Origin of the sequence: Anaerostipes faecalis, from assembly GCF_018982945.1 — a bacterium.
In the GTDB taxonomy this organism is placed as follows: domain Bacteria; phylum Bacillota; class Clostridia; order Lachnospirales; family Lachnospiraceae; genus Anaerostipes; species Anaerostipes faecalis.
The window spans coordinates 1-15176 of sequence record NZ_JABRXE010000005.1; the positions used below are offsets into that span (position 1 = coordinate 1).

The 15176-nt window shown below is 37.0% G+C and carries 17 protein-coding genes and 1 pseudogene; 2 read left to right on the top strand and 16 right to left on the bottom strand.

The genetic code is table 11. The features are described 5' to 3' along the window. From KTB61_RS06805 to KTB61_RS06845, 9 genes and pseudogenes are all read right to left on the bottom strand, one after another. A pseudogene (locus KTB61_RS06805) lies at positions 1–232 on the bottom strand (hypothetical protein); the annotation flags it as partial. Positions 233–234: 2 nt separating this feature from the next. Continuing rightward, entirely contained in the window at positions 235–636 is a 402-nt protein-coding gene (gene tnpA, locus KTB61_RS06810; RefSeq protein ID WP_075759427.1) for an IS200/IS605 family transposase, read from the bottom strand. A 598-nt stretch (positions 637–1234) separates the two neighbouring features. After that, positions 1235–2485, bottom strand: a complete 1251-nt coding sequence (locus KTB61_RS06815; protein ID WP_075759858.1) for a diaminopimelate decarboxylase — start codon at positions 2483–2485, stop codon at positions 1235–1237. A gap of 1 nt (position 2486) precedes the next feature. Then, on the bottom strand, positions 2487–3182 hold the full coding sequence (locus tag KTB61_RS06820; protein WP_075759857.1) for a TrmB family transcriptional regulator: 696 nt from the start codon (positions 3180–3182) through the stop codon (positions 2487–2489). A gap of 272 nt (positions 3183–3454) precedes the next feature. Next, on the bottom strand, positions 3455–4729 hold the full coding sequence (locus KTB61_RS06825) for a GHKL domain-containing protein (RefSeq protein ID WP_216697091.1): 1275 nt from the start codon (positions 4727–4729) through the stop codon (positions 3455–3457). 28 nt (positions 4730–4757) lie between these two features. Continuing rightward, the gene (locus KTB61_RS06830) at positions 4758–5477 is read right to left on the bottom strand and encodes a LytR/AlgR family response regulator transcription factor (RefSeq protein WP_216697092.1); all 720 of its coding nucleotides are present in this window, start codon (positions 5475–5477) and stop codon (positions 4758–4760) included. A 259-nt stretch (positions 5478–5736) separates the two neighbouring features. Beyond that, positions 5737–6606, bottom strand: a complete 870-nt coding sequence (fba, locus tag KTB61_RS06835; RefSeq protein WP_216697093.1) for a class II fructose-1,6-bisphosphate aldolase — start codon at positions 6604–6606, stop codon at positions 5737–5739. Between the two features lie 83 nt (positions 6607–6689). Then, complete coding sequence (locus KTB61_RS06840; RefSeq protein ID WP_075759854.1) at positions 6690–7955, bottom strand: zinc-binding dehydrogenase; 1266 nt, start codon at positions 7953–7955, stop codon at positions 6690–6692. 56 nt (positions 7956–8011) lie between these two features. Beyond that, on the bottom strand, positions 8012–8755 hold the full coding sequence (locus tag KTB61_RS06845) for a nucleoside/nucleotide kinase family protein (protein WP_216697094.1): 744 nt from the start codon (positions 8753–8755) through the stop codon (positions 8012–8014). A gap of 222 nt (positions 8756–8977) precedes the next feature. On the opposite strand from KTB61_RS06845, the gene KTB61_RS06850 reads away from it, so the two are divergent. After that, entirely contained in the window at positions 8978–9739 is a 762-nt protein-coding gene (locus KTB61_RS06850) for a DeoR/GlpR family DNA-binding transcription regulator (protein WP_075759852.1), read from the top strand. Between the two features lie 228 nt (positions 9740–9967). Here the strand turns inward: KTB61_RS06850 and KTB61_RS06855 are convergent, their stop codons facing one another. Genes KTB61_RS06855 through KTB61_RS06865 form a run of 3 tightly spaced genes read right to left on the bottom strand, consistent with a single transcriptional unit; the run spans position 9968 to position 11210 of the window. Continuing rightward, positions 9968–10312 (bottom strand): DUF2752 domain-containing protein, encoded by a 345-nt coding sequence (locus tag KTB61_RS06855; RefSeq protein WP_075759851.1) that lies wholly within the window; start codon positions 10310–10312, stop codon positions 9968–9970. Beyond that, a complete protein-coding gene (locus KTB61_RS06860; protein ID WP_075759850.1) occupies positions 10296–10760 on the bottom strand; it encodes a DUF4190 domain-containing protein in 465 nt (154 codons plus the stop codon). The genes KTB61_RS06855 and KTB61_RS06860 overlap by 17 nt, the downstream gene beginning before the upstream one ends. A gap of 24 nt (positions 10761–10784) precedes the next feature. After that, complete coding sequence (locus tag KTB61_RS06865) at positions 10785–11210, bottom strand: GNAT family N-acetyltransferase (protein WP_075759849.1); 426 nt, start codon at positions 11208–11210, stop codon at positions 10785–10787. A 114-nt stretch (positions 11211–11324) separates the two neighbouring features. Here KTB61_RS06865 and KTB61_RS06870 point away from each other — a divergent pair, with 114 nt between their 5' ends. Beyond that, positions 11325–11837, top strand: coding sequence for a phosphatase PAP2 family protein (locus KTB61_RS06870; RefSeq protein ID WP_075759848.1), 513 nt, complete (start codon positions 11325–11327; stop codon positions 11835–11837). 37 nt (positions 11838–11874) lie between these two features. On the opposite strand, the gene KTB61_RS06875 is transcribed toward KTB61_RS06870, so the two are convergent. The 4 genes from KTB61_RS06875 to KTB61_RS06890 form a co-directional block, all read right to left on the bottom strand. After that, positions 11875–12654 (bottom strand): tRNA threonylcarbamoyladenosine dehydratase, encoded by a 780-nt coding sequence (locus KTB61_RS06875; protein ID WP_216697095.1) that lies wholly within the window; start codon positions 12652–12654, stop codon positions 11875–11877. A 41-nt stretch (positions 12655–12695) separates the two neighbouring features. Continuing rightward, the gene (locus tag KTB61_RS06880) at positions 12696–13421 is read right to left on the bottom strand and encodes a response regulator (protein WP_216697096.1); all 726 of its coding nucleotides are present in this window, start codon (positions 13419–13421) and stop codon (positions 12696–12698) included. A 13-nt stretch (positions 13422–13434) separates the two neighbouring features. Then, positions 13435–14547 carry a sensor histidine kinase gene (locus tag KTB61_RS06885; RefSeq protein ID WP_075759845.1) on the bottom strand — a complete coding sequence of 371 codons (1113 nt, stop codon included), beginning with the start codon at positions 14545–14547 and terminating at the stop codon, positions 13435–13437. A gap of 187 nt (positions 14548–14734) precedes the next feature. Continuing rightward, positions 14735–15166 carry a DUF1934 domain-containing protein gene (locus KTB61_RS06890; RefSeq protein WP_216697097.1) on the bottom strand — a complete coding sequence of 144 codons (432 nt, stop codon included), beginning with the start codon at positions 15164–15166 and terminating at the stop codon, positions 14735–14737. Positions 15167–15176 lie beyond the last annotated feature (10 nt).

The following is a 15176-nucleotide window of genomic DNA, read 5'->3' on the forward strand; positions in this document are numbered from 1 at the left end:
TACTGTTTAACAGCTTATAGTTTTCGCTGTTTTTAAGGAGATGATAGTTTTTGGCGTAAGGAAGATATTCTTCCGTCTGGAAGAAATGCTGACGAACACTGTATAAGCCCTCGTTGTAGAGGTTTTTTGCAGCATGACAAAGTTCACGAAGGATGAGGTATTCTTCCTTCGTCAGACGTTTCAATTGCTGTTTTACACAAAGATAGTGTTTGTCCTTTTTCTTTCCTTTCATACTTACTCTTTCTCTCCTTGATCCTCGATGTACTGCCGAATGACATCCATGGTGACACCGCCTGTGGTCAACAAGCAGAAAGAACGGCTCCAGAACATTTCCTTCCAGAGTTTCTTCCGGATGGCCGGATATTCTTTCTTGATGAGACGGCTACTGGCAGACTTGTAGGCGTTGATGAATTTGGATAATTCACTCTTTGGGTGTGCCTGGAACAATACATGGACATGATCAATGTCATGATTCCATTCTTCCACGGTAATGTGATAGTTACCGGCCACGTTTTCAAAGATTTCTCTCAGTCTGTCAGAGATAGTGTCATCCAGTACACGCCTGCGGTATTTGACTACCATCACCAGATGATAGTGCAATGCAAAGACTGAATGGTTATTTGTTTGTAATTCCATTGGTATCTAGCCCTTTCTACATTTAAGACTGATTTTATTATAAGGGAATTTTTTGAAAATTTCAACCAGATACTATACGTTTTTATTGCCGTTCGAGGTATAATTGTATATTGATTATCATTGAGACGAACTTGAAGAGTGCGTAGTGGATAGGGTGGGATTGCGAAAATGAGTTTGAGTTGGCAAAAGCTTTTTATGAAATAGCCCAAAATGAAAGAGAGGAATACAATAGGCTCGAAATCTGTTGATAATTTAATTGATTCAGCCAAAACCCAAGCGCCAGCAACACGAGCAATGCAGCGTGAAATGGTGCGATGTGGGATTGGACGAGGGTAGGCGTATGAGCCGGAAATTCCGGCTCTATTTTCTACTAGGGCACGGCTTCGGCAATTCATCTCACCACTTATCCCGCTACGGGCTTGAAGTGGGAGTATTTTTGCTAGGTCGTTTGATAAAAACGAAGCGGACAAGTCCGCTTCAACGTGCATCTGGTCGCATCTTACGCAAAGTGTTTTTTGTTACATAGGAAATCCAAAAGGATTTCCCAAGTAACAAAAACTGCCGTATAAAAAATACGGCAGTCAAAGCAATTTATGTTTTAGAAATTAAAGCCTTTAATGGTAGCAAAATAATCTTCTGGAGTTTCAGCACGACGAATCATTTCTGTTGTTCCATCTTCTTTTAATAAAATTTCAGCAGATTTTAATTTTCCATTATAGTTATATCCCATGGCAAATCCATGAGCTCCTGTGTCATGAATTACCAGCAAATCTCCCATATCGATTTTTGGAAGTTTACGGTCAATGGCGAATTTATCATTATTTTCACAAAGAGAACCTGTTACATCATACATGTGATCACATGGCTGATCTTCTTTTCCCATAACCGTAATGTGATGGTAAGCTCCATACATGGCAGGACGCATTAAGTTTACTGCACATGCGTCTACACCGATATATTCTTTGTGTGTATGTTTTTCATGAATTGCTTTGGTTACCAGATGTCCATTCGGTGCCAGCATATAACGTCCCAGTTCTGTAAAGATTTTTACATCTCCCATTCCTGCAGGTACTAAGATCTCATCAAATGCTTTGTGCACACCTTCTCCGATAACTGCAATATCATTTCCTTCCTGATCCGGAAGATAAGGAACTCCAACACCACCGGAAAGGTTAATAAATCCAATATGAACTCCTACTTTTTCTTTCAGTTCAACAGCCAGTTCAAACAGCTGTTTTGCCAGAGTTGGATAATACTCGTTTGTTACTGTATTGCTTGCCAGGAAAGAATGGATACCAAATTCTTTTACTCCCAGTTCTTTTAATCTTGTAAATGCTTCAAACATCTGCTCTGTTGTCATTCCATATTTAGCATCACCAGGGTTGTCCATAATATCTGTTCCCAGTGAAAAATATCCGCCTGGATTGAAACGGCAGGAAATCTTTTCCGGAATTCCAGCAGTTTCTTTTAAGAAATCAATATGTGTAATATCATCTAAGTTAATCGTAGCTCCCAGCTGTTTTGCCAGTTTAAATTCTTCAGCAGGAGTATCATTGGATGAGAACATGATTTCATCCCCTGAAAAACCACATTTATCAGACATCATCAGTTCTGTTAAAGAAGAGCAGTCTGTTCCGCAACCTTCTTCCTTTAAGATTTTTAAAATCGTTGGATTTGGTGTTGCCTTTACTGCAAAATATTCTTTAAATCCTTTATTCCATGAAAATGCTTTATATAATCCTCTTGCAGTTTCACGGATTCCTTTTTCATCATATAAATGAAATGGTGTCGGATATTTTTTTACGATTTCATCTAATTGTTCTTTTGTTACAAATGGTTTCTTTGCCATGTCAATTGTTTCCTTTCATTTTTAATAATTCTATTTCATTTGCTAAAGCATCTTTAAATACTTCAACAAGATTGTTATTGCTGGAATAAAGACAAGTTGCCTCATATTGATTGGTGATTTCGCCCGTCAGTACATCATTGGAATCTGTGATCAAACGAATCTGTTCTTTCCTGCATTCTGTCAGATAAACGGTAGCTCCTGTCAATTCAAAAGGTTCATTGGTTATGATTACCACTTTCTTACCCTGTGCTGTCATTTTTTCCAGATATACACGAAAAGATTCCAATCGTTCATTATATATGGATACATAAGCACGTTCTTTGGCATGAGACAGCATATCAATGATCTTGTCACAGATATGTTCTTCACCTCTGATCGTTAAATACCCTCCTTTGTTCTCTCTTTTGGAAGGCATCTCTGTAATCAGTACTTTTTTTCGGTTCTCCATATGACGAATCTTATTGTTACAAAACTCCTCTACCGGAACCGGTGTATATTTTACAGTATCTTCTTCCTGCATACGGGCAGCACCTTTATCCACCAGCCCTGCCAGTGCATTATAAGTATTTGATCTTGAAATACCACTTAATTTAGCGGCTTCATATCCATTGAGATTTCCTTCTAATGTAAGAAGAACATACAAACTGGCCTCATGTCTTGTCAGTCCAAACTCCATCAGACATTCCACATTATCCATCGTTTCACCTCGTGTTCCTATCTAGGAATACTATAGTTTAGAAAAAAAAGAATGTCAAGATGAACTTGACATTCTTTTTAGAAAATATATCATTTTCTACCATGTATCTCAAATCTTCTACCCTTATTATTCTGCCTTTTATACCCACCAAGGCCATTTGCACAACATAATTATGTATTCCATGTCCTTTCCCCCTCTAAAAGCATCATAATCCTCTTATGCAAAACATTCAACCAACTTGCGATGAACGTTTATTTTTCCTGATGAACGTTTCATTTTTTTATATCAGGTAGTACGATCTCAACCCTGAACAGATTCCCTTTATCTTCATATTGTATATCTCCATGATATTTTTCTATAATTTCCTGTATATTCCTGCTTCCAAATCCATGATTCTTTTCGTCACGCTTACTTGTTTGTAAATGTTTCTTTGTCTGAACGATTCCTTGTTCCGGATCCTTTGGATTTTCCTCAATGATAACCAGATTATGATTCATAACTTTAACCAGGATCCAGATATCTTTTTGGGTAAGATTCCTCACTGCTTCTTCCGCATTTTTCACCAGATTCGAAAACAAAATACAGATTTCACTATCTTTCAAAACAAGCTCTCCCGGTATCAGTCCTTTCCAGTGAAATACTACATCTTTATCCGCTATCCAATCATTAATGACAATATCTGCCACTTCATTTCCGGTATGTACTATTTTTTCCTTTCCCTGGATTTCTCCTAATAATTCTTCCAGATTTTGCTGTACTCTGTCATATTGACCCTGTGTAAGAAATTCATATATACACCGAAGCCGACTGTTCATATCATGACGGAATTTTTTTGTATGTTCTTCTTTCTGTAACAACATTTTGTAGTATTGTTTCTGCTCGTCTAAGAACTTCTGGTTCCACTGCAGCTCATTTTCATACACTTCTCTCTGACTGCGTTCGTTCAGCATTTTAAAAATCAGCCCCAAAATGCCAAGTTCCAATAAGATAATGCCCAACAAAAACCATATCCTGATTTTCATGGAATCCCAATTTCGTAATCCTGCTGTGACAAGAGGATTTACACATAGAATGATTCCTATTAAAATAATGACCATATATAACAAATCCTGAAATTGATATGGATCATTTTCCTTTCTGACCCGTTGCCTGCATAATGCAATAACCACAAGCAGACAGAGGCTCACTGCTTCTTCCACATTAGAAAAAAGTTCGCTTACATACATCTTGTCAAAATCCAGCTGAAAGATGATGATGATCGCGTAGGATAAAACGGCATCAAATATTCCCACAGAAAACACTGCCAGAAATCCATAGATGACTTTACCAAATATGACTACATTGGTTATAAAAAGCAAAAGGATAACAATAGGGTCAATCTGTTGAGGAAAACACCATGCTGCCACAAAGCTAAGTCCCATTCCAATTCCTATCATGATATAGTTATTTTTTCCTTTTGTTAAATTAATTCCAATGATCCCCCGAAGACAAACTATCATTTTCAGACATTCCACAAGATAAATTATCATCCAATATGTACATTTCATAATCATTTCATCTTTCCTCTCATACCTCTCATAAATATTCTGCCTGACTCTTAATGAACTGAAAATATTGTTTTTTCATTTCTTTCCGGCGTCTTACAGAAACCGCTACCGTTTCTCCATGTTTTAGATAAACTTTGTCATTTTCCAACTTTAAAATATTCTGCATATTTACGATATAACTTTTGTGACATTGATAAAATCTTTGATCCAGCCGCTTATTTATTTCCTTTAATGTTTCTTTTACAATAATATAATCTTTTTCCAGATGAAGTGCCATCTCATCTCCTAAAGATTCAATATACTGAATATCTTTTATCTTAATAAAGTATTCTTTCTTTCCTGAAAAAACTAAAAAATCATTTTCTTCCCGGTATTCCCGCAGTGCTTCTGTCAAAGCCTCCTGAAATCCGGCTTCCATGTCAGAATCCTTGTATAAATACCGAAATGCCTGAACTTTAAATGCTTGCTGTACCCATTCATCATGGCTGGTTATATAAATGATCCTTCCCGGTCTTTTTTGTTTTTTCCAAACCAATCCAATTTCAAATCCATCTATATTTCCCAATTCTACATCCAGAAACAGTACTTGGAAGACCTGATCAGACTGAATTAATTCTTCTCCTGTTTTAAATAGAAAAATTTTTAAATTTATCTGCAGTTTTTCTGAAGTTTCCATACAAAAGGTTTTTATTTTTTCTCTCCAGAACTCCTCATCGTCACATATGGCAATATGATATTGTTCTTCCATAGTTTCCTCCATATATTTTTTCTAGAACAAAGCGGACAAGTCCGCTATCAACTCCCTGTATCCCTCAATCATGAGGGACTTGCTCCGCTTTGCGTGCCGATGTGCAGCAGTTTTAACTGCTTTCCTTTGCACATCGTGCACATCCGCGCGGAGCGTTTTTTATTACATAGGAAATTCAAAGGAATTTCCTATGTAATAAAAAAAACACCTCTGCGGAGAGAATTCACAGAGGTGTTTGTCGTTATATCATGGTCAGATCTTATTCGTCTGCTTTTCCGTCAGATCCGAATAATTTAATCTTTGTGATAACCATATCTTTGATTGCTTCTGCTCCTGGAGCTAATAATTTACGAGGGTCAAAACCTTTTCCTTCCAGGTCTTTTCCTGCTTCGATATATTTACGTGTAGCTTCAGCAAATGCGATCTGGCATTCTGTATTAACATTAATCTTAGCTACTCCAAGAGAGATTGCTTTTTTGATCATATCATCAGGGATACCTGTACCACCATGTAATACTAATGGCATATCTCCTGTTAACTTCTGGATAGCATCTAATGTTTCAAAGCTTAATCCTTCCCAGTTTTCTGGGTATTTTCCATGGATATTACCGATTCCTGCTGCAAGCATTGTTACACCTAAATCTGCAACTGCTTTACATTCTTCAGGATCTGCACATTCACCTTTACCGATAACTCCATCTTCTTCTCCACCGATAGAACCAACTTCAGCTTCGATAGATAATCCTTTTCCTTTTGTTACTTTTACAAGTTCTTTTGTTTTTTCAACGTTTTCTTCAATTGGATAATGAGAACCGTCAAACATAACAGAAGAGAATCCTGCTTCGATACATTTGTAGCATCCTTCATAAGAACCGTGATCCAGATGAAGTGCAACTGGTACAGAAATGTTTAATTCTTCTAACATTCCGTTAACCATTCCTACAACAGTTTTGTATCCTGTCATATATTTTCCAGCACCTTCAGATACACCTAAGATTACAGGAGATCTTGTTTCTTCTGCTGCCAATAAAATAGCTTTTGTCCATTCAAGGTCGTTGATATTAAACTGTCCAACTGCATAATGTCCAGCTTTTGCCTTGTTTAACATTTCTTTTGCTGATACTAACATAGTTTGTCCTCCATATAATTCGTTAATTATTTCACATCGTATTTATTATACTCTATTTACCTCAGGGTTGCAAGAGTCCTGTCCTATTCTTCTGGTGCCAGAGTCTCCAGCAGATATTTTTCTGCTTCTTCACACCATACATTATTATTTGCCTGACAGATTTCTGCCAAACGTGCAAACATTGGATTATCTTTTCCAAGTTTTTCAAAATCTTCAATTGCTGTTAATTCCAGATTAATGTGAGGGTAAATCAGTTTCTTTCCTCCCGGGATTTTAGGAAGATTCAAAATTGTCTCTGGTGCTGCATTAATTCCTCCAATATGTGTGATCATATAAGATGGATTGATTTTTCCTGCTTCAGATAATTCCAGAGATTCAATCATATCAGCTGGAGCTCCTCCAGAAGTTCCACAGATATGTGTGCTTTCATAATGTACATTATAGAAATTATATTTTGCTTTAAAATCATTTACTGTAGGTCCTGCAAAGAAGTTCAGACATCCGTCATTTCCAAGCAGATCATCTCCCATTTCAATTAATGGAATAACCGGTGCAAATACGAATACTTCATCATAACCTTTTCCGTCGTTTAAAGCTTTTAGATCCTCTACTGCATTATCATTGTCTGCAGTATTTACATAAATCAGTTCTACACCGTTTTCTGCTGCATCTTCTGGTGTAATCAGTGATTTTGCACGTTCCAGTCTTTCTTCGTTAATATCTGTTACAACAACTCTCTTTGAATTGTATGATCCATGCACAGCATAATCAATTGCACCCAGTCCCATAGGTCCTGCACATCCCAGAAGTGCTACGCTTCCACCATCCTTTAATCCCATCTGATGTTCATAAACATAAGGAGTTGTATGATAAGTTGCATGGAACGCACCAATGATACAAGACATTGGTTCTGCAAGAGATGCATTTGCAAAATAAGTTCCCTTATATGGAAGAACACATCCAAGATCAATCGAAACTTTTGGAATAATACAATATGTTGCATTTCCCCCATAATATTCATAGCTGTATCCGGCAGAATATCCGCTTTCCAGTCCCATTGCAGGCTGTAATACAAACTTGTCTCCTTCTTTAAACTGATCTTTTAATTTTTCTCCAACTTTAACAATATATCCGCCAAATTCATGTCCTGTAATCGTTGGATGTTCCGGACTGACGTCATCTGGTACTCTCTTATGTTCCCCACCACGTAATGCTGCTTTGTATGTAGATAAACAGATACTATTGGACACAACTTTTACTAAAAGTTCTTCCTCTCCGATTTCCGGCAGATCCACTTCTTTTACATACACCTGATTTTTTCCTGCAAGAACTGCTGCTGTTGATTTCATGCTCTTTACCTCCCATTCAAACATGTGTTGTCATTCTACAATTTACCATACTGCTGCTACAGTAAAACATAATCCCCATCATCTTCAACCTTTAACATAAGGTCCCCTGGTAATGAATCTTCTAAAACTCTTTTTACATTTACACTGTCTGTATTATAGTACCATGCTTCGGCATCTTCCCTTGAAAGTCCACCTTTCATTTTTCTTCCAATCAGTCTATTCTTTAATGTTTCTTCTTTTGAACGAATCAGGATTGTATAATCTGCCACATCCTTAATGGATTTCCATGGTTCCTCACTTAATAAAAGCCAGTTTCCTTCAATTAAAATAATATCCTTTGTAACCTCTATTACATCTTCCACCACATCATGAATGTTTCTATCATAAATCGGCCATAAAATATTCTGTGTTTTAATACTTTTCACTTTCTCCTGGAGTTTGTCCGTATCATAAGTTTCAGGACATCCTTTCACCGTTTTCATCGGTACTGTCTTTCCAAACACAACTGCATCATGAGAATTAATATAATCTGAGTGATAATGAAATCCATCCAGTCCCAGTGCCTGAACTTCTGTCACATCTTCTTTCTGTGATAAATATTCCAGAAACTGACATAAAGTTGTCTTGCCTACTGCCGGTGGTGCCGCTAAAAATACTACGATTCTGGAATCTTTCTCCTTTTGTATCTTTGTCAGTTTCTGCAGTAATGGAAGAAAAACATTCTCAATGGTTTCCTGATTATATATAGTCTCCATTTCAAATCCATTTACTGTGAATAAATATTTTTTCCATTCTTTCATTGCAATACCTCTTTCTCTTTTATCACAACTTCTTTTTGTTTATGTTTGTTTTTGTGTCCGTTTATTTTTGTTTGTGTTTTGATTATATTTGTTTTATGTGATTGTGTCAATAATAATTTTATTTAATTTTGGTTTTATTTTTGTTTCTGTTGTTTTAATTTGACTTGTGTCTGTTTTTCTATTAAACTATTATCAAGAAAAAAATCCGCAGGAGGAGCATTTATGGGAAAACTACTTGCCAAAGAACGACAAAATGAAATCATCGAATATATTAACAGCACCGGCAGTGCCAAAATTGGAGAACTGGCAGAAAAATTTGACGTCACAAAAGAGACTATTCGCAGAGATCTGACCCATCTTCAGGAAATCGGTGCCATAGAACGAAGCCATGGTGGTGCAACTCTGGTTTCCAGCTTAATCCCTGTTCCTATTGAAGCAAGAACTGATGAAAACCGGAATCTTAAACTTGCCTTATGCGAAAAAGCTCTGGAGCTGATACCTGAAAAAGCCGTCATTTATCTGGATGCAGGAAGCACAATGCAGTGCATGGCACAATTGCTAAGTCAGAAAACCGGATACACCATTGTCACTAATTCTATCAACACAACCTACTTTCTTAACAACGGAAACAATGTTACCATTTTAACCGGCGGACAGCTAAATCCAAATAATATGTCCACAGAAGGTTTCCAGACAACCAATCTGATCAACAGCATCAAAGTAGATATCGCTTTCCTCGGAACCAGTGGTTTTGAGGGGCATAATGGTCCTGCTGTCACTGAATTTACAGATGCCCAGATTAAACAGTCCATTATTCCACAATCCAAGGTAGTTGTTGTTATATCAGACAGTTCAAAGGCACATGTCTGTTCTCTTGTACAGTATGCCAATTGGAAGGATATCGATTATTTCATCACTGATCGGAATCTTCCGGCAGAAACGTTTAAAACCCTCAGTGAACTTACTGAAGTCATCCTTGTGTAATATTCAAGACTCGCTCGCGAGTCTTGGCGCGGAATTCGGGTCTGCATAGCAGACATACTTCCAATCCGAATTCCTGCGCATCCTCGCGGAGCGTATATCAGATGGGGGATTGAAACCCGCCACTGATACATAATTGTTGCTCACCGCCTACAGAGGCGGGAGTCATCCCTCATCTGATATAACAGGAAAAAGGGAAGAGATCCTATAATAATAGATTCTCTTCCCTTTTTAAATTAAATCACCCAGATAATCATATCCAAATTGATAAACCGCCATATTTCTAATCAGGGCAAACCCCAGAAATATTATAATTCCAGTTATTAACATCCATAATCCCGGCTTTAATATTTTAATTTTTATTTGAAACAGCTGTCTGGCTGCAATCCAGATAATACACCATAAAACTATCACAGCTCCATATACTACGGTCGGATTACAAAACAAAGCTCTTTTTACGTCCAGATGCATCAGTGCGATTACCGCCCTGGTTCCACCACAGGCGGGACAGTAAAGATGCGTTACTTCTTTAAAAAAGCAAGGCATCAGTCTTACTATCTTAAAAAGTATCATCATAATCTTCTACCTGTTCTTCATATGAATCATTAAATTCTTTTTCAAATGATTTCTGAAAATCGTTATTTAAAAAGATATTAAAAATAAATAGGAGAATCAGAAGAATCGTTCCGATAATCGAAACAATACCACAGATCAGACCTGCCTTTGCTTTTTTATCTCTTACTCCGGATACTTTAGGTGATACTGCATAACAGACGATAGCTGCAATTCCCAAAAAAATTGCAATTGGTGAACAGCAGCATGTAAGCATCAAAAGCACGGCTATAATTCCAAGAATCATCGAAGCCAGTGCAATACCATTGGACTGGCCATCTGCTGTTTCTTCTTTATGATATGTTTCTTTAGCGTCACCAATGACTATACTGTCCTGATTCAGTCCTTGTTTATTTTCCTGATCCTCATGAATTTCATATCCTGTGTAGGGATCATACTTTTTCTCATTCATCCATATTCCTCCTTAATATCAAAACTACGATCTGATATATCGAATCATTCCAGGTCCCAGCTCTTTGGTTGGCCTGGAAATAAATCCATGTTTCTGGTAAAAGGGTTCTCTTCCCACGGCGCACATCAGATCCAGCATAATTTCTGTTCCCTCTTCACATAAATTTTCCACATACTGGATTAAATCTTCAATAATTACACTTCCTATTCCATAATGCTGAAAATCCGGATGAATCATTAAATCCTGAATATAGCAGATAACTGCACCATCACCTACTAGACGTCCCATTCCGACAATTTGTGCATCTATGTAAGCACAGACAATATAAAGGCTATGATCCAGCGCTTTCTTTGCCTGTGTCCTTGAAAGCGGCTTAAATCCCACTGCTTTCCGCAGTTCCAGATAAGTATCGATTCCCATATGATTTGAAACTAATGTTACTTTACCCATTTTTCTCATCCCTCTATTTGTATTCATAGAAAAGTATTATATCATGTTACTTCAAATTATGATATAATGAAACAGATTATTTTGCAGATTTTAGGATAAATAGAAGGTGAATTTATGGATTTTATGATATTGAACTGGATTCAGACTCACATGAGATGCGACTTTCTTGATTTTATTTTTTCCCATATTACAATGCTGGGAAACGGTGGATTGATATGGATTTTCATCTGTGTCTTATTGCTTTTTACTAAAAGATACCGGAAGGCTGGTATTTTTATTCTTCTTGCCATGCTGACCGGAAATCTTTTAGGTGAACAGATTATCAAACCTCTCATTGCACGACCAAGACCTTTTATACAGCAGTCCTTTGATTTAATCATTCCTGCTCCGTCCGGATATTCCTTCCCATCTGGACACACGGCATCTTCTTTTTGTGCAGCCTTATTCCTTACTTTACTTAACCGTCGTTTTGCTTTGCCTGCTTATCTTCTCGCAGTTGCCATTGCATTCAGCCGGATGTATCTATATGTGCATTTTCCAACAGATGTACTGGCAGGAATCATCTTAGGCAGTGTTTGTGCTTTAATATTTTATTATTTATACATATATAACAAAAAGACATCATAAAATTGAGGCTATGCTTTTGAAGCACAGCCTCTTATTTTTATGATCTTAATTCCTCTGGTAATACATCTTCTGTTAGGTCATTGATAATTTCTCCAGCTATAATTAGTCCTGCCACTGACGGGACAAATGCTGTGGAGCCTGGAATATCTCTGCGGTCTGTACATTTATGTTGTGCTCCTGGTGGACAGATGCAGTTTTCTCTACAGCTAATTGCCATATCATTTATTGGTCTTCTGGCTTTTTCTCTGGAATAGACGACTTTTAAATCCTTCACTCCTCGCTTCTTCAGTTCTCTACGCATAACCCTTGCAAGAGGACACACAGAGGTTTTATAAATATCCGCCACTTCAAACATTTCAGGATGTACTTTATTTCCTGCACCCATGCTGCTGATAATCGGAGTCCCTGCCTCTTTTGCCTGCATAACCAGCTGAATCTTTCCAGTGACTGTGTCAATACAGTCAACAACATAAGAATAATCTTTAAAATCAAACTGATCCTTTGTCTCCGGAAGATAAAAGCATTTGTATACGTTCACAGCACATTTAGGATTAATATCTAAAATACGTTCTTTCGCCACATCTACCTTATATTTTCCTATTGTTGATCTTGTAGCAATAATCTGGCGGTTTAAATTGGTTAAACATACTTTGTCATCATCAATCAGGTCTATTGCTCCAACACCACTTCTTGCCAATGCTTCTACAGTATATCCTCCAACTCCGCCGACTCCAAATACAGCAACTCTGGAATTCTCTAATCTCTCCATGGCTGCTTTTCCATATAATAATTCTGTTCTAGAAAACTGATTTAACATAATTTCCCACCTTTTAAATTTTTCATCTTTATCTCAATTTCTTATTTTATCATCTGACTAAATAATTCGTTTTCGAGCATACGATATCCTACTCCCACCTCTGTATAAATATACTGCGGAACAGCAGGGTTTTCTTCAATTTTCCTTCGGATATTTGCCATATTTACTCTTAAGATCTGATTATTATTATCTGCATGAGGTCCCCATATATTTTTAATAATAAACTCATAAGTGATAACTCTCCCTGCATTTTCCGCTAAAAGAGACACCAGCTTATATTCTATCTGCGTCAGTCTGATTTCCTCATCTTTTAAAAATACTCTTCTTTTATCAAAATCAATTTTTAATTCTTTTGCACAATATACAGGTGTAGTGGTTCCTGCCTCCATAGGCTGCTGACGATGACGTAAAGCTGTTCTGATTCTTGCCAGAAGCTCCTGATTTCCAAAAGGCTTGGTTATATAGTCATCTGCTCCCATATCCAGTGCCCTTACTTTCTCAGATTCCTGATTTCTTGCAGAAATAACAACAATCGGTGTTACAGACCATTGTCGTACTGCTTCTAAAACTTTTGCTCCATCCATATCCGGCAGCCCTAGATCCAATAAAATTATATCCGGACAATAGGATTCTGCACATTGTATTCCCTGATCTCCTGTAGTACATAGAATGGTTTTAAAACCATTAGCCTTTAATATGGCTGACATAAAATTCCCAATATTTTCTTCATCTTCAACAATTAATGCTGTCAGCTTCACCTCTGCCATGTATCAAATCCTCCTATTTTCTTTTTTCTTCTTCCAATGGGAGACTAAAATAGAATAGTGCTCCTTTTTCATGATTTCTTGCATGAATCGAGCCCTGATGAGCCAGTATGATTGTTTTACAGATGCTAAGTCCTACCCCCATACCTTTACGGCTTTCGTTTTCACTTATTCCTCCGCATCCATCAAAAATAGTATCCAGCCGATCTTCTTCTATCCCTTTTCCATAATCTTTTATATAAAATACTACATTATTGTCTTCTTGTCGAATATAAAAATCAATGGGCTTAAATTCTCCAGAATGTACCCATGCATTTTCCAAAAGGTTGATTATAACCTGTTCTATCAGTGTAGGATCCATTGGAACCATCAGAAATTCTTCTGGTATTTTCACCTGGATTGTGCTGTCAGGATATCTTTTCTGAAATCGGATGACTGCTTCTGATACCACCTCTTCCAGCGGTTCCGGTGTTTTTTTTACGCAGGCAACATTATCACTTCCATCATTTTGAATTCTTGTAATGCTTAGAAGATTTTCAACTATATTTAACAGCCAGTTTGCATCCTCCTGTATTCCCAGAATCAGCTGATCTTTTGCCTCCTCATCTAAATAATCCTTTGCCTCCAGATAAGTAGAGCTGGCACCTATCATCCCTGTAAGAGGTGTTCTTAGATCATGAGAAATAGATCGGAGAAGATCAGATCTCATTTTCTCTTTTTCCTTTTCAAGTCTCAGTTCATTAATTTCCTGATTGTACTCATTTAATTTTGCAAGCTGTTTTTCTCTTTCTATTGCCTCTTCCTTTTGTGTATTTAGACTGCTTGTGGTCATATTGGTAATAATGGATATGATTAATATTCCAATAAAAGTCAAGGGATAATCCTCTATAAGAAAATTCAATCGAAAATACGGATATGTAAAACGCCAGTTTATCAGTAAAACACTGATAAAAGAAGATATAATCCCCCAGAAATATCCGTCTGTATATCGTGAAATCAAAAATGTTGCAAGAACATATATAATGGGTACATTTCCTGAATGACTGGTCTGATAAAAAAAGAAATGAGACACCAATGTTGCTGTAAGCAGAATAAAAACTGCTATCATTAGATTTTTCCATTTTTTCATAAAACAATTCTCCCTTAAATAACAAAGCATCGCTTTGCGTGCCAGATGCTATTGCGCAAGCAATTATCCCCTTGTGTATCAGTCCGCATCTTTCGCGGAGTGTTTTGATTACATAGGAAATTGAAAAGAATTTCCTATGTAATCAAAAACCGGAGGTTTCTTAATTAGAAATCCCCGGTCTTATGCCCTATGCTTCTCCAACATGATTAGATTGAATACTAACATCAATAATGCAGTTGGATACATGATCTGAATTGATAGTCAAATCATAATTCACTCTTAATTTCATATGATTTTCCTGTTCTTTCCACTCAATACTGCTGGTATTTACACCCAGGAGAAGACTTCCAAATGGTGTATCGTAATAAGAAAGATTCTCTTTTCCTTTTTCAAATACCATATGTGAACTGCTTCCGCCCTTTTTGGTAAGTTCTACTGTCTGCGGGCCGATTTTTAAAATATTTTTAACAACCTCATTATCTTCAGCAATCTCATCATACAGGATATAATGTTTTCCATTTTTCAAGTAGTAGGCACCGGTCGTCATCACTTCAATAGGTTCATCAGAATCCACATCCACCTGAAGACCGGAAATATTAATCAGTACATCTTTTGTCATAGTTATCACT